The sequence below is a fragment of the Halomonas sp. M4R1S46 genome (genome assembly GCF_025725685.1).
Classification (GTDB): domain Bacteria; phylum Pseudomonadota; class Gammaproteobacteria; order Pseudomonadales; family Halomonadaceae; genus Halomonas.
This window is the reverse complement of record NZ_CP107008.1, coordinates 2,558,490-2,576,324: the sequence shown is the minus strand read 5'-3', so window position 1 is coordinate 2,576,324 and position 17,835 is coordinate 2,558,490. Positions and strand designations below refer to the sequence as shown.

At 70.6% G+C, this 17,835-nt stretch carries 13 protein-coding genes; 12 read left to right on the top strand and 1 reads right to left on the bottom strand.

Annotated features, from left to right (window positions below):
* Positions 1-83: 83 nt before the first annotated feature.
* The 6 genes from dnaX to OCT48_RS12055 all read left to right on the top strand — a co-directional run bounded on the left by dnaX (position 84) and on the right by OCT48_RS12055 (position 5,274).
* Entirely contained in the window at positions 84-2,048 is a 1,965-nt protein-coding gene (gene dnaX / locus OCT48_RS12080) for a DNA polymerase III subunit gamma/tau (RefSeq protein WP_263589396.1), read from the top strand.
* A 52-nt stretch (positions 2,049-2,100) separates the two neighbouring features.
* Positions 2,101-2,427, top strand: a complete 327-nt coding sequence (locus tag OCT48_RS12075) for a YbaB/EbfC family nucleoid-associated protein (protein WP_126482235.1) — start codon at positions 2,101-2,103, stop codon at positions 2,425-2,427.
* Positions 2,428-2,579: 152 nt separating this feature from the next.
* A complete protein-coding gene (gene recR, locus OCT48_RS12070; RefSeq protein WP_263589395.1) occupies positions 2,580-3,185 on the top strand; it encodes a recombination mediator RecR in 606 nt (201 codons plus the stop codon).
* Positions 3,186-3,214: 29 nt separating this feature from the next.
* On the top strand, positions 3,215-4,345 hold the full coding sequence (gene rnd, locus OCT48_RS12065) for a ribonuclease D (RefSeq protein ID WP_263589394.1): 1,131 nt from the start codon (positions 3,215-3,217) through the stop codon (positions 4,343-4,345).
* Positions 4,342-4,644 (top strand): YcgL domain-containing protein, encoded by a 303-nt coding sequence (locus OCT48_RS12060; protein WP_263589393.1) that lies wholly within the window; start codon positions 4,342-4,344, stop codon positions 4,642-4,644. The genes rnd and OCT48_RS12060 overlap by 4 nt, the downstream gene beginning before the upstream one ends.
* A 183-nt stretch (positions 4,645-4,827) precedes the next feature.
* Positions 4,828-5,274 carry a YcgN family cysteine cluster protein gene (locus tag OCT48_RS12055; RefSeq protein WP_263589392.1) on the top strand — a complete coding sequence of 149 codons (447 nt, stop codon included), beginning with the start codon at positions 4,828-4,830 and terminating at the stop codon, positions 5,272-5,274.
* Between the two features lie 12 nt (positions 5,275-5,286).
* Here the strand turns inward: OCT48_RS12055 and OCT48_RS12050 are convergent, their stop codons facing one another.
* A complete protein-coding gene (locus OCT48_RS12050) occupies positions 5,287-7,401 on the bottom strand; it encodes a S9 family peptidase (protein WP_263589391.1) in 2,115 nt (704 codons plus the stop codon).
* A gap of 90 nt (positions 7,402-7,491) precedes the next feature.
* Between OCT48_RS12050 and OCT48_RS12045 the strand changes: the two genes are divergently transcribed.
* The 6 genes from OCT48_RS12045 (at position 7,492) to OCT48_RS12020 (ending at position 17,834) form a co-directional block, all read left to right on the top strand.
* Positions 7,492-7,923 carry a hypothetical protein gene (locus tag OCT48_RS12045; protein ID WP_263589390.1) on the top strand — a complete coding sequence of 144 codons (432 nt, stop codon included), beginning with the start codon at positions 7,492-7,494 and terminating at the stop codon, positions 7,921-7,923.
* Between the two features lie 9 nt (positions 7,924-7,932).
* Positions 7,933-9,774 (top strand): vWA domain-containing protein, encoded by a 1,842-nt coding sequence (locus tag OCT48_RS12040; RefSeq protein WP_263589389.1) that lies wholly within the window; start codon positions 7,933-7,935, stop codon positions 9,772-9,774.
* Positions 9,767-10,546 carry a class II glutamine amidotransferase gene (locus OCT48_RS12035; protein WP_263589388.1) on the top strand — a complete coding sequence of 260 codons (780 nt, stop codon included), beginning with the start codon at positions 9,767-9,769 and terminating at the stop codon, positions 10,544-10,546. The genes OCT48_RS12040 and OCT48_RS12035 overlap by 8 nt, the downstream gene beginning before the upstream one ends.
* Before the next feature lie 99 nt (positions 10,547-10,645).
* Positions 10,646-12,322 (top strand): AMP-binding protein, encoded by a 1,677-nt coding sequence (locus OCT48_RS12030; protein ID WP_263589387.1) that lies wholly within the window; start codon positions 10,646-10,648, stop codon positions 12,320-12,322.
* 317 nt (positions 12,323-12,639) lie between these two features.
* Positions 12,640-16,659 carry an ATP-dependent RNA helicase HrpA gene (gene hrpA / locus OCT48_RS12025; protein ID WP_263589386.1) on the top strand — a complete coding sequence of 1,340 codons (4,020 nt, stop codon included), beginning with the start codon at positions 12,640-12,642 and terminating at the stop codon, positions 16,657-16,659.
* A gap of 62 nt (positions 16,660-16,721) precedes the next feature.
* The gene (locus tag OCT48_RS12020; protein ID WP_263589385.1) at positions 16,722-17,834 is read left to right on the top strand and encodes a beta-ketoacyl-ACP synthase III; all 1,113 of its coding nucleotides are present in this window, start codon (positions 16,722-16,724) and stop codon (positions 17,832-17,834) included.
* Position 17,835 lies beyond the last annotated feature (1 nt).

Below are 17,835 nucleotides of genomic sequence, written 5' to 3'. Positions count from 1 at the left end.
GGGCCTGTCGGCGAGCGAGTCTCGTGCCGGCGGCTTTACGTGTTCGGCTGCCAGCCAGCCCAGCTGCAAGGATTCCGAGCTGCATGAGCTATCAGGTTCTGGCCCGCAAGTGGCGGCCGCGTACCTTCCATGAACTGGTCGGCCAGGAGCACGTCCAGCGTGCCCTGGTCAACGCCCTGGACCAGGGGCGGCTGCACCACGCCTACCTGTTCACCGGGACCCGCGGCGTGGGCAAGACGACGCTGGCGCGGATTCTCGCCAAGTGCCTGAACTGCACCGCGGCGGGGCAGGGCGACGAGGGCGTGACCTCCACCCCCTGCGGCCAATGCCCCAGCTGCCAGGCCATCGACCAGGGGCGCTTCGTCGACCTGATCGAGGTCGACGCCGCCTCCCGCACCAAGGTCGAGGACACCCGCGAGCTGCTCGACAACGTGCAGTACGCGCCCACCCAGGGGCGCTACAAGGTGTACCTCATCGACGAGGTGCACATGCTCTCCACCAGCAGCTTCAATGCGCTGCTCAAGACCCTGGAAGAGCCGCCGCCCCACGTGAAGTTCCTGCTGGCCACTACCGACCCGCAGAAGCTGCCGCCCACGGTGCTGTCGCGCTGCCTGCAGTTCACCCTCAAGCACATGCCGCCGGAGCGTATCGTCGGCCACCTCTCCACGGTGCTCAAGGCCGAGGCGGTCCCCTTCGAGGAGAGCGCCCTGTGGCTGCTGGGCAAGGCGGCCGAGGGCTCCATGCGCGACGCCATGAGCCTCACCGACCAGGCCATCGCCTTCGGCCAGGGTGAGGTGCGCCACGCCGACGTGGCGGCCATGCTCGGCACCCTGGACCATCGTCACGTGCTGGCGCTGATCGAGGCCCTGGCCGAGGTCGATGCCGCCCGGGTGCTCGCCGAGGTGGCGGCGCTGGCCGAGCAGGGGCCCGATTTCGCGGCCGTGCTCGATGACGTCACCGGCGTGCTGCATCGCCTGGCCATCGCCCAGATGGTGCCCGAGGCCCTGGACAACGGTCACGGCGACCGCGACTCGCTGCTGCCCCTGGCCGGCCGCTTCACCGCAGAGGACATCCAGCTCTACTACCAGATCGGCATCCAGGGGCGTGGCGACATGGCCCATGCCCCCGACCTGCGCACCGCCCTGGAGATGACCCTGCTGCGCATGCTGGCCTTCCGGCCACAGGGGGTGCCCCGTCCGGCCAAGACGCCGCTGCCGTTGCGTGGAGACCCCGGCACGCCGCCGGCCAGCCAGGGCGAGGATCCGGCCAGTGCGCCGCCGGCCCCCCAGGCCGTGCCCGCCCCGGCCGCCGCGGCGCCGGCGGCTGCTGGGCCGGCCGCCGAGCAGCCGCCGACGGCCTCGCCGGCTTCGGCACCCGCTCAGGCGCGGCCGAAGCCCGAGCCCCCGCCGCCCTGGGAGCCCGCCGAGGCGACACCGTCGGCGGACCCGCCGAACCCGGCGGTCGCGCCGGCACCGGCGGTCGCGCCGGCACCGGCGGTCGAGACGCCGGTGGAGCCGCCCCCGGCCGACGCCTCGTCGGCGGTGGAGGCCCCGGTCGTCGAGCCGTCCGCCCAGGCGGCGACCATGCCCGACCCGCCGGCCGCGACACCCCGCCCCGCCCCGGCGCTGGGGGAGGGCTCGGGCATGCTCAGCCATGATGCCTGGCTGCATGGCTTCGAAGCGCTGGGGCTGTCGGGGCTGACGCGCAACCTGGCGGCGCATTGCGTGGTCGAAGCCGACGACGGCAGCGAGCTGACGCTCCGGCTCGATCCCTCCCAGGCGGCCATGCAGGCCGAGGTCCACGTGGAGCGCATCCGCGAGGCCCTGGCGGCGGCGGGGGTCGAGCGCCGCCTGACCATCGTCGACGGCGCGCTGCCCGAGGACGTCGAGACGCCTCGCCAGCGCGCCGACCGCCTCGCCGCCGAGCGTCACGCCCAGGCGGTTGAAGCCCTGCAGGCCGACCCGCAGATACAGAAGTTGCAGCAGACCTTCGGGGCGCGCCTGATCGAGGCCAGCGTCAAGCCCGCCGACGCGCCGGCACGCCCCTGACCGGTCATCACCACGAGCCGATGCAAGACCATTCAATCGAGAGGATACCGCCATGATGAAGGGTGGAATGGGCAACCTGATGAAGCAGGCCCAGGAGATGCAGGAGAAGATGCAGAAGGCCCAGGAGGAGGTCGCCAAGGCCGAGGTCCAGGGCGAGGCCGGCGCCGGCATGATCAAGGTGACCATGAACGGCCGCCATGACGTGATCAAGGTCGACATCGACCCGAGCGTCATGGAAGAGGACAAGGAGCTCCTCGAGGACCTGCTCGCCGCGGCGGTCAACGACGCCGTGCGCAAGGTCGAGGCCAGCTCCAAGCAGATGATGGAGGAGGCCACCGCCGGGCTGAACCTGCCGCCGGGCTTCAAGATGCCCTTCTGACTCGGCTGAAACCGGCTGCGCTCGATCATGCGGCGTTAAAAAGCCTCTCAAAATACTCATTTACTACATGTAAACTCCGTTTTTTCGAGGATTTTTGCCTTGCCTGATCATCGCTCGCCCGAGATTCAGCCAGAGCCAGTGAGACGCTGCCAATGAGCTTTTCCCCCCTGGTCGAGCGCCTCATGGAGTCGCTCCGGGTGCTGCCCGGCGTCGGCCCCAAGACCGCCCAGCGCATGGCCATGCACCTGCTCGAGCGTGACCGTGACGGCGGCCGGCGGCTGGCCGAGGTGCTCGGCGTGGCCCTCGAGGAGGTCGGCTACTGTCGGCGCTGTCGGACCCTCACCGAGGAGTCGGTCTGCGCGCTCTGCGAGAGCCCCCGGCGGGACGATGCCGTGCTGTGCGTGGTGGAGTCCCCCGCGGACCAGCTCGCCATCGAGGAGGCGGGCGGCTACCGGGGGCGCTACTTCGTGCTGCACGGTCACCTCTCGCCGCTGGACGGCATCGGTCCCGAGGACATCGGCCTCGACCAGCTCGAGGCCCGGGTGGCCGAGGGTGCCGTCGCCGAGGTGATCCTGGCCACCAACCCCACCGTGGAAGGGGAGGCCACCGCCCACTACATCGCCGCCCAGCTCGCGTCCCAGGGCGTGACGCTGTCGCGCCTCGCCTACGGCGTGCCCATGGGCGGCGAGCTCGAGTACGTCGATGGCGGTACCCTGAGCCGCGCCTTCACCGGTCGCCTGCCCTTCCAGGGCGAGTGACCGCCGACCACCATCCCCCGGAACCCCGCATGCCCCTGACCCCCGAGATTCGCTGGATCGACACCCCCGAGGCCCTCGACGCCGCCTGTGCCGAGGTGGCCCGGGCCGACGTCATCGCCCTGGACACCGAGTTCTTCCGCGAGCGGACCTTCCATCCCGTGCCGGCGCTGATCCAGTTCTGCGCCGGCGGGCCGGCGTACCTGGTCGACCCCCTGGAGGTGGCCTGCAGCGAGGCGTTCCGGCGCCTGCTGGCCGAGGGTCCGCTGAAGCTGCTGCATGCCTCCAGCGAGGACCTGGAGGTCCTCGCCCACTGGGCCGGAGGATCGGTCGCGCCGCTGGTGGATACCCAGATCGCCCAGTCGCTGCTCGGCGAGGTGCCCGCCATGGGCTACCAGAAGCTGGTCGAGTTCTGGGTCGGCGAGACCCTGCCCAAGGACGAGACGCGCTCCAACTGGCTGGAGCGGCCGCTCTCCGAGGCCCAGAAGACCTATGCCGCCCTGGACGTGGCCTACCTGCTGGACGTCTGGGCCGGCCAGCGCGAGGCGCTCATCCGCCATGGCCGGCTGGCCTGGCTGGAGGAGGACTGTGCCGAGCTGCTCGCCCAGGTGCGCAGCGAGGAAGCGGACGGCCAGTGGTACCGGCGCCAGCGCCAGCTGTGGCGGCTTTCGCCACGCCAGATCGAGGCCTACCGCCGGCTGACCGCCTGGCGCGAGGGCGAGGTGCGTCGCCGCGACCTGCCGCGCGGCTGGCTGGCCAGCGACAAGCTGTTGTATGCCATCGCCGAGCGGATGCCCGAGAACCGCCATGAGCTGGCCGGCGTGGAGGGTGTCAAGCCGCCGCTGGTCAAGCGCGAGGGCGATACCCTGCTGGCGCTGGTCCGCGAGGCGCGCCACGCCGAGGCCGACAGCCTGCCGGCGGCGCCGCTGTCGCCCATGGACTCGGCCTTCAAGAAACGCGTCAAGGCCATGAAGCAGGTGGTCGGCGCCGAGGCAGAGGCCCTGGGCGTGGCCCCGGAGGTGCTGCTGCGGCGGCGCGAGCTGGAGGCCCTGGCCAGCGCGCAACTCAAGGGCGAGCCCCTGCCGCTGCCCACCGGGTGGCGCGGCGAGCGGCTCGCCGATGCCCTGGAACGTGCCCTGAGCAAAGTGGGGGAGCCTGCATGACGACCATGAACGGCAAGCTGCTCTGTGAGATCTTCAAGAGCGCGCGCCATGACGAGATGTACCTCTACGTGGACAAGCGCCGCGGCCTCGAGGACGTGCCCGAGGCGCTGCTCGAGCGCTTCGGCAAGCCGCTGTCCGCCATGACGCTGATCCTCACCCCGGACAAGCCCCTGGCCCGCACCAGCGCCGCCGCGGTCATGGCCGCCATCGAGGACAAGGGCTTCTACCTGCAGATGCCGCCGGCCAAGGAGGCGTATCTGCTGGACCTCTATCGCACCCCCACCGAGGCCCGCTACTGAGGAAACGCCGATTTATTACTGCGCTCGATATCCTGGCCGCCGGCGGTACTCGAATTGCTCATTTACTGCCGTGTAAACTCCGGCTTCTCCGTTCCGGCGGCGGCCAGCCTCTCGTCGCTCGTAACATAAATCAGCGCATCCTTGATGGGTATTCCACCGCGAGATATCTGCGAGGCATACGAAATGCGAGAACGGTTCTGGGAGCGCTTCCCGCTGGAGGCGCTCACCGAGGAGGAGTGGGAGGCGCTCTGCGATGGCTGCGGCCAGTGCTGCCTGCTCAAGTTCCAGGACGACGAGGGCGACCTGGCGGTGCTCAACGTCGCCTGCCAGCTGCTGGATATCGGCAGCTGCCGCTGCAGCGACTACGACCACCGCTTCGCCAGGGTGCCGGACTGCCAGCAGTTGACCCCCGAGCGCATCGAGGACTTCCGCTGGCTGCCCGGCTCCTGCGCCTATCGCCGCCTGGCGGAAGGGCGCAAGCTGGCCGGCTGGCACCCGCTGATCTCCGGCGACCCCGAGCGAGTCCATCGCAAGGGCATCAGCGTGCGTAGCTTCGCCGTATCCCAGGCGGAGGTCCCCGACGAGGAGCTCGAGGACCATATCATCGCCATCCTGCCCATCGACGGCTGAGGCCGGCGCCCATCAGGCGTCCCGGCCCTCCACCCCCAGCGCCCAGAGGATGAAGGCGTCCTGGCGGGCGTTGTCGTGCCAGCTCTTGAAGCGCCCCGAGGCACCGCCGTGGCCGGCCTCCATGTCGGTGCGCAGCAGGGTGGGGCGATGCTCGGGGCCGTCGTGGGCCAGCGCCAGCTCGGTGAGACGGGCATAGAGCTTGGCCGGCTCCCAGTAGGGCACCCGGGTGTCGTGCCAGCTGCCCTGGAGGAACACCGGCGGCCAGGGAGCATCGGGCAGGTTGTCCAGCGGCGAGTAGTCGTGGATGCGGCGACGGGCGGCCGGGTCCTGGGGGTTGCCCCACTCGCTGTACTCGGCGGTGGTCAGCGGCAGGTCGGGATTCTCCATGGTGCGCAGCACGTCGACGAAGGGCACGTCGAGCACCGCGGCGCAGAACCGGTCCGGTGCCAGGTTGAGGCTGGCGCCCACCAGCAGCCCCCCGGCGCTGGCCCCGTAGGCGACGATGCGCTCGCCGTCGCTGACCCCCTTGGCGACCAGGGCGTCGCGGGCGGCCAGGAAGTCCTGGAAGCTGTTGGCCTTGTGCTCCAGCTTGCCGGCCAGGTACCAGGGCTCGCCGCGATCGCCCCCGCCCCGTACATGGGCCACCGCGAAGGCCACCCCGCGGGCCAGCAGCTCCAGGCGAGCCACCGAGAACCAGGGATCGAGGACCTCGCCGTAGGCGCCGTAGCCGTAGAGCAGGGTCGGCAGCGGGTGGCCCACCAGGTCGGCGCGCATCACCACCGAGACCGGGATGCGCTCGCCGTCGTGGGAGCGGGCCCAGAGCCGCTCGCAGGCGAGTTGGTCGGGCTGCAGGTCGCCGTGCACGGCCTGGCGCTTGAGTTGCCGGCGGCTGCCGTCGTCCAGGTCGATTTCCGCCCAGGTCACCGGCAGGGTGAAGGACTCCTCGCGCAGCCGCTGGCGTCGCGTGTCGAAGTGGGGGGCATCGCCCAGGGCCAGGCTGCAGGGCGTCTCGGGCAGCGGCAGGCGCTCGTCGCGCCGGCACTCGTGCTGCTCGCCGTACTCGAGCACCCGCAGCCGCACCTGAGCCTGGTGGTGATCCCGCTCGGTGGCCACCAGCCCCCAGGCGAAGGCGTCGATGCCCTCCAGGGTGGTGTCGTCGCGGTGGGCGATCAGCCGCTCGCCCTCGGCGTCGGGACGGGCCTCGTCGACCCGGTCGAGGCAGAAGTGAGGGGCCTGGCGGTTGTGCAGCACGTAGAAGTGTCCCGGCCGGTGGTCGACGGCGTACTCGACGCCTTGCTCCCGGGCGCGGAACAGGTGCGGCGGCGTGGCCGGTGCCCGGGCCGGAACCAGCTGGACCTCGCTGGTGTCCTTGGATGCGGACTCCAGCATCAGCCAGGCACGGGAGCGGGTCTTGCCGAGGCCCAGCCAGAACTCCGGATCGTCCTCCCGCAGTACCAGCACCGGGTCGCCGCTGGGGCGGGGGAGGTCGGCGTCCAGGGCGAGACACAGCCGCCAGATGCTCTCGGGGCGCTGGGTGGCATCGAAGCGGGTGAACAGCAGGGTGGCGCCGTCCTCCGCCCAGCACAGTTCGGGGCCGATCGCCTCGAGCAGCACCGTCGGCTCGCCATCGGGCAGCCGCTTGAGTTGCAGGGTGAAGGTCTCGTCGCCGCGGGTGTCCTCCGTCCAGGCCAGCCAGGCCTCGTCGGGGGACAGCGCCATGTCGCCGACCTCGTAGAAGGCGTGGGCCCGGGAACGGCTCTCCAGGTCGAGGAAGGCCTCGGCGGCCTCGGGCTGGCCGTTTGGATGGCGCCACCATACCGGATGGTCGGCATCCACCGCCGTCTCGCTCCATACCGTATAGTGGTCGAGCGCCGTCGGCAGGCCCCGGACGGCGAGTTCGCGGCGCGCCAGGTGGCCGTGGTAGAGGCGCTCGGTCAGGTCGTCCAGGGGGGCGAACCAGCGACGCGCCTGCTCATTGGCGGCCTCGAGGAACGCCGGCACCCGGGGGTCGTCGCGGTTCTCCAGCCAGTGCCATTCGGGGTCGTCGCCCCGCCGGAAGTGGGGAGCGGGGGATGACGGGAGGGGCGTCGGGACGCGGTCCCGGTCGCTGGGAGGCTGTGCTTTCATGGTGCGGGATGTACCATACTCAGTGTGAATTCAACTACGTGCGGTCTGTGAGGCCGTGAAGACGAGGTACCGATGCTGATTTCGGATTCGATGTCCCTACTATGGCTGAGCTACGCGCTGCTGTCGCTGGTGGTCCTGGGGACCGGCTACCTGGGCCTGGCCTTCCTGCCGCGCCTGCCACGCCTGGTGATCACCTGGGCGGTCGCCGGGGTGATGTGGGTGCCGGCGAGCTTCCGGCTGCCGCTGATGGAAGAGGGGGAATTCTACACCGGTCTCGCCCCGGCCGTGGTGGTGGCCGGCCTGGCCTTCCTCGAGGGCGATTTCGGGGCCATGGCGCCGGCCCTGCTGCTGGTCGCCGTGGCGGCGGGTATCGGGGCCCTGGTCGGTCTGTTGCTGTGGCGCCGCGGTCGCCACAGCGTGCGGCCGGCCGCGCGTGACGCCAGGCGTGGCGACGCGGACGCGTCAGCCCCACGGGGCCGCCAGGGCGGCGGCGACGAGCGACGGGAGCCGGTGATCGGCTAAGGAACCTCGATGGGCAAAGCGGGGAGGTACCGGAGGCGAGCCGCGGGGGCAGCGCTGCTGGGGCTGGCCTGTGTGCTGGGCACGGTGACGACGGCCCCGGCCCAGGCGCCGGAGGAGCGGCCGGACGTGCGTGTGGTCGTCGATGTCTCCGGCAGCATGCGCACCAACGATCCCGATCGCCTGGCCGTGAGCGCCATGGACCTGCTGGTGTCGCTGCTGCCGGAAGGCGTGAGCGCCGGGGTCTGGACCTTCGGCGAGACGGTCGACAACCCGCTGCCGCTGGGGGAGGTCTCGGAAGACTGGCGGGAGCGCGCGCTGTCCCTGCCGCCGGCGCTCCAGGACTACCAGCAGTACACCGATATCGAGGCCGCGCTGCGTCAGGCCGCCGGTGCCGAGGCTAACGGCTGGCGCCACCTGATCCTGATGACCGATGGCGTCATCGACCTGTCGCCGTCTCGGGGGGCCAAGCCGGCCATCGACCGCCGGTCCCGGCAGCGCCTGGTGGAGGAGCTGGCGCCCGCGCTCGCCGACCAGGGCGTGGCCATCCATGCCATCGCCTTCTCCGACGAGGCCGACCTGGCCCTGGTCGAGCGCCTGGCCCAGCGCACCGGCGGCCTGGCCAGCGTGGCGACCTCCCCGGACGGGCTGCTCGGCGCCTTCCTGGATATCCTCGAGCGCATCTTCCCCGCCGACCGGCTTCCGCTGGAGGAGGGACGCTTCCTGGTGGACGACGGCGTGGAGAGCCTCACCGCGCTGGTCTTCCACGAGCCCGGCGCGCCCCCGCTGACCCTGGTGGCCCCCGACGGCAGCCGCTACCGGGCCGAGACGGCACCGGATGGGGTGCGCTGGCAGGTGGAGCCGCGCTTCGACCTGATACGCCTCCCGGACCCGGCGCCCGGGGAGTGGCGCCTGGAGGGCCCGGTAGGCGAGAAGAGCCGGATCAGCGTGAGCTCGCCCTGGCACCTGCGTACCGCGCCGCTGCCGGCCACCCTCTACCGGGGCTTTGCGCTGCCGCTGGAGGCCTGGCTGGCACGGACGCCCGGTGCCGAGGCCCTGCCGGAGGCCCCCACCCTGATCGCCAGCCTGCGCGACCTGGACGGCGAGGTGCAGGCCTCGGTCACCCTCGAGGCCGATGACCAAGGGCACTTCCGCGGGCGGCTCCCGGCACCGGCCCTGACCGGCAATGCCCGGCTGGTGATCCGGGCCGAGGGCGAGGGCTTCGCGCGCCAGCGCAGCCAGGCGGTGAACGTGCTGCCGGCCATCGGCGTCGCCCACGACCCGGCCGCCGGTCGTGTGGTGCTGGTCGCCGAGCATCCGCGTCTCAACCGCGACAACACCGCGATCCGGGGGGACCTGCGCGGCGAGCGCCTCGATGCCGAGGCGGTGGGGGAGGCCCGCTGGCACCTGCCGCTGCCGCCGCTGGACGAGGAACTCAGCCAGCCGCTGTTGCTCACGGCGACCCTCACCCTGGACGGGGAGACCCGCGAGCTGCGCCTGCCGCGCCTGATCCTCAACCCCGACGGCCGGGTGGGCATCGGCCGGGCCGACATGGCCGGCCCGACCCTGGCCGCCGAGCGTTTCGGTGCCACGGACGACGGGACCGAGCCGGCCCGCCCCGGGCCCAACCTCGCCGACCGCTTCGTCGAGGCCGTCAATACCGCACCGGCCAGGCTGCGCGACTGGTGGCAGGCCGGCCGGCCAGGCCTCGAGCGCCTGGCGGCCCGCGTCCGCGACGACCCGCGCCTGTGGGTCGGCCTCACCCTGGCCGTGCTGTCGCTGCTGATCCTGCTCCTCTGGCGTCGCCGGCGCCGCGGTGGCGTGGCCCATTCCCGGGAGGAACCGCATGTGTGAGCTGCTGGGCATGAGCGCCAACGTGCCGACCGACATCTGCTTCAGCTTTACCGGTTTCCTGCACCGCGGCGGCGGCACCGGCCCGCACCGCGACGGCTGGGGCATCGCCTTCTACGAGGCCGGCGGCTATCGCGACTTCCGCGACCCGCATCCTTCCGTACACTCGCCCATCGCCCGGCTGATCTGCGACTACCCGATCAAGTCGCATATCGTGATCAGCCATATCCGTCAGGCCAACGTCGGCCAGGTGCGCCTGGCCAACACCCATCCCTTCACCCGGGAAATGTGGGGCCAGCCCTGGTGCTACGCCCACAACGGCCAGCTCGGTGGCTGGGAGCCCCTGCCGCTATCCTTCTATCGGCCGGTGGGCGACACCGACAGCGAGCACGCCTTCTGCTGGCTGATGGGCGAGCTGCGTCGCCGCTTCCCGGAGCCGCCGGCGGCCCGTCACGAGCTGTGGCAGCACCTGCATGCCCTCTGCGAGCGACTGCGCGGTCTCGGCGTGTTCAACCTGCTGCTCGCCGATGGCGACTACCTCTACACCTTCTGCTCCACCAAGCTGGCCCATATCACCCGCCGGGCGCCGTTCGGCAAGGCGAGCCTCTCGGATGCCGAGCTGGCGGTGAACTTCGCCGAGCACACCACCCCCGACGACGTGGTCTCGGTGATCGCCACCGAGCCCCTCACCGACAACGAGGACTGGGTGCGCATGCAGCCCGGCGAACTGCTGGTCTGGCGAGGCGGCGAGATCCAGGGTCGCTATCAAACGTGAGTTTCAATCGTTCGTTTTGCAGCGCGCAAGCCGCTGGTATAGGGTAGGCCCAGAACAACAAGGATCGACCGGAAGGTCGAACACAGTGTGGAGAATGCCATGAGCGAGCAAGCGAGTCCCGCGATCCTCAGCGGCCCGGCGCTGGAAGACGCCGAGGCCTATTCGTCGGTGATGGATGTCTTCCATGCCTCCATCCGGCGCTTCGCCGACAAGCCGGCCTTCAGCTGCATGGGCCAGACCCTGAGCTATGGCGAGCTCGACCGTCTATCCGGCGACTTCGCGGCCTGGCTGCAGCATGAGACCGACCTGGAGCCCGGCGACCGCATCGCCATCCAGTTGCCCAACGTGCTGCAGTTCCCGGTGGCGGTGTTCGGCGCCCTGCGCGCCGGCATGGTCGTGGTCAACACCAACCCCCTCTACACCGAGCGGGAGATGGCCCACCAGTTCAAGGATGCCGGGGCCCGCGCCATCGTCATCCTCGCCAACATGGCCGACAAGCTCGAGCACGTGCTCGAGCGCACCGACATCGAGCACGTGGTGGTGACCCAGCTCGCCGACCTGCACGGTTTCCCCCGGCGGCAGCTGATCAATGCGGCGGTCAAGTACGTCAAGAAGCTGGTGCCGGCCTATCGGCTGCCGGGGGCGCTGGCCTTCCGCGACGTCCTCAAGCGCGGGGCGGGGCGCGAGCATCAGGAGGTCCGCCGTGAGGCCGGGGACATCGCCGCCCTGCAGTACACCGGGGGTACCACGGGGCTCGCCAAGGGCACCATGCTGACCCATCGCAATCTGGTGGCCAACATGCTCCAGGCCCGCCAGGCGATCGGCAAGGGGCTGACGGACGGCGAGGAGACCATCGTCGCGCCGCTGCCGGTCTACCACATCTACACCTTCACGGTGAACTGCCTGTTCATGATGGAGACCGGCAACCACACGGTACTGATCACCAATCCCCGCGACCTGGACGGCTTCGTCAAGGAGCTGAAATCCCTCCGGTTCACCGGTTTCGTGGGGCTCAACACCCTGTTCAACGCCCTGTGCAACCGCGAAGACTTCCGCCGGCTGGATTTCTCCTCGCTGCACCTGACCATCTCCGGCGGCATGGCCCTGACCCGGGCCGTGGCCCAGCGCTGGGAGCAGGTCACCGGTTGCCCGGTGGCCGAGGGCTATGGCCTGACCGAGACCTCGCCGATCGTCAGCTTCAACCCCGTCGACGCCATCCAGCTCGGCACCATCGGCCGGCCGGTAGCCGGCACCTCGGTGAAGGTCGTGGACCTGGACGACCGGGCGCTGCCCATTGACCAGCCCGGCGAGCTCTGCGTCAAGGGGCCCCAGGTCATGAAGGGCTACTGGAACCGCGAGGAGGAGACCGCCAGGTCCATCGATGACGAGGGCTGGTTCCATACCGGCGATATCGCGGTCCTCCAGGAGGATGGCTATATCCGCATCGTCGACCGCAAGAAGGACATGATCCTCGTCTCGGGCTTCAACGTGTATCCCAACGAGATCGAGGACGTGGTGGCCATGCACCCGGGGGTGGTGGAGTCGGCCGCGGTGGGCGTGCCGGACGACGACAGCGGCGAGGCGATCAAGCTGTTCGTGGTGGCCCGGGACCCGGATCTCGATGCCGAGGCCCTGCGCCACTGGTGCAAGAACGAGCTGACCGCCTACAAGGTGCCGCGCTTCGTCGAATTCCGTGACGAGCTGCCCAAGACCAACGTGGGCAAGGTGCTGCGTCGTCAGCTGCGCGACGAGGAACCGCAGAAGGAACAGGCCTGACGGGGCAGCTCAGCTGCCCAAGACGCCATCTCGTTCAGGAAAGTACTGCGTCGCCAGCTGCGCGACGAGGAGCCGCAGCCTGAGGCAAGGCCACAAAGCGAGGGCCGGTGTCAGCCCGACTCGGGGCTGGTCCGTCGACAGACTCATAGGACCCCCTCTTCGACCTGTCCCCGGCGCCCCTCGTTGGCCGCCTTCGGTACGGTGCCGATTAGCCGCCGCCTCTCTCCCGGCGTTACAATGGACGACCCGCATCGCCTCGTCGGTGCGGGTTCCTTCGTCGCCATTCCTGATCGATCATCGGAGCCCTCGAGTCCGCCGTGAGTACCCTGACCCAAGCCCCCGACGCGCCTTCCTCCGACGCCGCCGCCCTGGCGGCCCTGCAAGGCGAGCTCGACGGCGTGCTGTTGCGTGACGCCCCCCGGCTGGGAAAGCGGCTCGCCGGCCTGACCCGGCGCTGCCGCCAGGGCAAGCCCGTGGACCGCGGCCTGGCCGAGGTGCGCCGTGACATCGAACGCTCCCGGGCGAAGGTGGAGGCCCGGGCATCGCGCCCGGTGCGCCTGGCCTACCCGGAGGAACTCCCGGTCGCCGAGCGGCGCGAGGACATCCTGGCTGCGCTGCGTGATCATCAGGTGGTGGTGGTGGCCGGCGAGACCGGTTCGGGCAAGACCACCCAGCTGCCCAAGCTGTGCCTGGAGCTGGGCCTTGGTCGCCGCGGCCTCATCGGCCATACCCAGCCGCGACGCCTGGCCGCTCGCTCGGTGGCCAACCGGCTGGCCGAGGAGATGCAGGTGCCCCTGGGGCAGCAGGTCGGCTATCAGGTGCGCTTCACCGACCAGACCGACGAGGCCACCCTGGTCAAGCTGATGACCGACGGCATCCTGCTGGCGGAGACCCGTCACGACCCGGACCTCAGCCGCTACGAGTCGATCATCATCGACGAGGCTCACGAGCGCAGCCTCAACATCGACTTCCTGCTCGGCTATCTCAAGCGGCTGCTGGCCCGGCGCCCGGATCTCAAGGTGATCATCACCTCGGCGACCATCGACGTGGACCGGTTCGCCGAGCACTTCGCGCTGCCAGGGCCCGATGGCAGGCCCCGCCCGGCCCCGGTGGTCGAGGTCTCGGGGCGCACCTACCCGGTGGAGGTGCGCTACCGCCCGCTGATCCGCGACGCGGAGGACGAGGAGGACCGTACCCTCCAGGAGGGCATCCTGCATGCCGTGGAAGAGATCGAGGCCGTCGAGCGCGAGAAGCGCTGGTTCCACGGCCCGCGCGATATCCTGGTGTTCCTGCCCGGCGAGCGCGAGATCCGCGAGACCGCCGACACCCTGCGCCGCGCCGACCTCAAGGGCACCGAGATCCTGCCGCTCTATGCGCGGCTCTCCAACGCCGAGCAGAACCGGGTCTTCGCTCCCCATGCCGGGCGGCGCATCGTGCTGGCCACCAATGTCGCCGAGACCTCGCTCACCGTGCCCGGCATCCGCTACGTGATCGACCCGGGCCTGGTGCGCATCAGCCGCTACAGCTACCGGGCCAAGATACAGCGCCTGCCGGTGGAGCCGGTCAGCCAGGCCAGTGCCGACCAGCGCAAGGGGCGGTGCGGCCGCGTGGCCGAGGGGGTGTGCATCCGCCTCTTCGATGAGGAGGACTACCTCGGCCGGCCCGAATTCACCGACCCGGAGATCCGCCGCACCAACCTGGCCTCGGTGATCCTGTCGATGCTCTCGCTCAAGCTCGGTGACATCGCGGCCTTCCCCTTCGTCGACCCGCCGGACTCGCGCTTCGTCACCGACGGCTTCCGGCTGCTGTTCGAGCTCGGTGCGGTGGACGAGTGCCAGCGGATCACGCCGCTCGGGCGCAAGCTGGCGCGGCTGCCCATCGACCCGCGGCTCGCCCGCATGGTGCTCGCCGGGGCCGAGCAGGGCGGCCTGCGCGAGGTGCTGGTCGTGGTCTCGGCGCTGGCCACCCAGGACCCCCGCGAGCGTCCGGCCGACAAGCGCGAGGCCGCCGACCAGGCGCATCGCCGCTGGCAGGACCCCGACTCCGACTTCGTCGCCCTGCTCAATCTCTGGCACGGCTTCGAGGCCGCCCGCGAGGAGCTCTCCGGCAACCGGTTGCGTCGCTGGTGCAAGGATCACTACCTCAACTATCTGCGCCTGCGCGAATGGCACGATACCTTCCGCCAGCTACGCCAATTGCTGCGCGACATGGAGATCGAGGTGCCGCCGCCGGCGCCGGTCGCCGCCACCACGGACGACGATCCCCAGGCGGCGGCCCAGGCCCGGCGCGAGAACGCCGCCCGGCTGCACCAGGCCCTGCTGCCGGGGCTGCTCTCGCACCTGGGGACCTTCCTGGAGAATCGCGAGTACCAGGGGGCCCGCAACCGCAAGTTCATGATCCATCCCGGCTCGGGGCTGGCCAGGAAGACGCCCAAGTGGGTGATGGCCTTCGAGCTGGTGGAGACCTCCCGGCTGTTTGCCCGCACCGTGGCCAGGATCGACCCCGCCTGGATCGAGCCGCTGGCCGGGCATCTGGTCAAGCGCAGCTACAGCGAGCCCCACTGGGAGATGAAGCGTGCCCAGGTGGTGGCCTTCGAGCAGGTGACCCTGTTCGGTTTGCCCATCGTCGCCCGACGCAAGGTGCATTTCGGGCCGATCGATCCGGCACAGTCGAGAGAACTCTTTATCCGCCGCGCTCTGGTGGAGGGCGAGTACAAGACCCGCGGCGAGTTCTTCGCCCACAACCGGGCCCTGGTCGAGGAGGTCGAGGACCTCGAGGATCGCGCCCGCAAGCGCGATATCCTCGTCGACGAGGAAGCGCTCTGCGACTTCTACGACGCCCGGCTGCCCGAGGACATCGTCAACGGCAAGGGCTTCGAGGCCTGGCGCAAGCAGGCCGAGCGCGAGGATCCGGGCATCCTCAAGTTCGACCGCCAGGCGCTGCTCGCCCGTGAGGCCGAGGAGGTCACCCCGGCACAGTATCCCGATGAGCTGGTGCTGAACGGGGTGCGCTATCCGCTGAGCTATCATTTCGCCCCGGGGGCCCCGGACGATGGCGTGACCCTGACGGTGCCGGCGGCCATGCTCCCGCAGCTGCCCATGGCGCGACTGGAGTGGCTGGTGCCGGGGCTGTTGCGCGACAAGTGCATCGCCCTGCTCAAGTCGCTGCCCAAGTCGATCCGCCGCCAGGTGGTGCCGATCCCCGACTGGGTGGACGCCGCCCTGCAGGCCATGGCCCCCGACGAGACGCCCCTGACCGAGGCGCTCGGCGAGTTCCTGCGGCGCAAGACCGGGGTGCGCCTGCATCCCGACGACTGGCGCCTGGACCAGCTCGAGCCCCACCTGGTGATGAACCTGCGCGTGGTCGACCACGAGGGCCGCGAGCTCGGCCAGGGCCGCGATGCCCGGGCGCTGGAGCGGCGCTTCGAGGCGGCGGCCGGGGAGGGTGCCCGGGCGCTGGCCGCCGAGGCCAGCGAGGCGGACGCCCTCGAGACCCTGCCCGAGGCGCCGCTGCCGGAGTCGCGGGTCACCACCCAGGCCGGCATCCGCGTCGAGGCCTATCCGGCGGTGGTGCCGGAGGGCGAGGCCCTGCGCGTCGAGCTCTACGACCATCCCGACAAGGCCCGCGAGGCCCATCGCCGCGGGGTGGTCCGGGCGGCGATGGGCCGCTTGCCCGATCAGGTTCGCGCCATCGAGCGCCTGGCCGGCCTCAAGCCCTGTGCGCTGCTGTTCGCCAAGGTGGGGACCAGGCGCCAGCTCACCGAGGACGTGGTGGCCGCGGTCTTCCAGCAGGTGGTGGCGGTGGACCCCCTGCCGCGCTCCCGTGACGCCCTGGAGGCCCGCCTCGAGGCCACCCGCGCCGCGCTGGTGCCTCGGGCCGAGGCCCTGATCGAGACCCTGAAACAGGCGCTGGAGGGCCACCTGGCGGTGACCAAGGCGTTGAAGGGCAACCTGAATCTTTCCCTGGCGCTGGTATACAGTGACCTCAAGGCCCAGATGCAGCGCCTGGTGCATCCGGGTTTCGTCTGCGAGGCGGGCGACTGGCTGGCGGAATACCCGCGCTACATGGAAGCCGCGCAGATCCGTCTCGAGAAGGCGCCCCGGGAACGCATGCGTGACCAGATGCACATGCAGGAGGTACAGGACTTCGAGGCGCGCCTGGCCGCCCGCCGCGACAGCGAGCGCCGCGGCGAGGTCGAGGACCCGGCCCTGGTCGAGTTCGGCTGGTGGATCGAGGAGCTGCGTGTGTCGCTCTTCGCCCAGCAGTTGGGGACCCGGATGCCGGTCTCGGCGAAGCGCCTCGAGAAACGCTGGGCGGAACTCACCGGCCGGGCCTGAGCGTCGCGACAGGGCCCGCCGCCACGCCCGGCGACAGGCTCGACGCGCCATGGAGACGACGTATGACTGATGTGGTAATCACCGGCACGGGCCTCTATACCCCTCCCCATGCCATCGACAACGCGGCCCTGGTGAGCGCCTTCAATGCCTGGGTCGACGCCGAGAACGCGCGGCGGCGTGCGGCCGGTGAGCCGGCGACCCTCGAGCCGTCGAGCACTGAGTTCATCGTCAAGGCCTCGGGGATCCATAGCCGCTACGTGCTGGATGCCGAGGGCATCCTCGACCCCGAGCGCATGCGCCCCCGGCTGCCGGCGCGGGACAACGACAGCCCGTCCATCCAGTGCGAGATGGGCCTCGCCGCCGCCCGCCAGGCCCTGGAGGCGGCGGCGGTCGCCGCCGGCGACATCGATCTGGTGATCGTCGCCTGCTCCAACCTGGAGCGCGCCTATCCGGCCGTGGCCGTGGAGCTGCAGGCGGCGCTGGGCGCCGGCGGCCATGCCTTCGACATGAACGTGGCCTGCAGCTCGGCCACCTTCGCCATCGAGACCGCGGCCAATGCCATCCGCGCCGGCGGGGCGAGCCGCGCCCTGGTAGTCAGCCCCGAGATCTGTTCGGCACACCTCAACTTCCGGGACCGCGACAGCCACTTCATCTTCGGCGATGCCTGCACGGCCATCGTGCTCGAGGACGACGCCCTGGCCACGGCCGAGGCCCGCTTCACGGTGCTCGGCACCCGGCTGGTGACCCGCTTCTCGAATGCCATCCGCAACAACGCGGGTTTTCTCGACCGCGTCACCGACAGCGACCCGCTGGCGGCGGACAGGCTCTTCGTCCAGGAGGGCCGGCGCGTGTTCAAGGAGGTCTGTCCCCTGGTGGCGACCCTGATCGGCGAGCACCTCGCCGCGCTCTCGCTGTCGGGCGATGATCTCGGCCGGCTCTGGCTGCACCAGGCCAACCGCCACATGAACGACCTCATCGCCCGCCGCGTGCTGGGCCGAGAGCCCGCCCCGAGCGAGGCACCGATCATCCTCGACCGCTTCGCCAATACCAGTTCGGCGGGCTCGATCATCGCCTTCCACCTGCATCGCGACGACCTCGAAGCCGGGGATCTCGGGGTGGTGTGTTCCTTCGGCGCGGGCTACAGTGCCGGCAGCGTCGTGGTGCGGCGACGCTGAC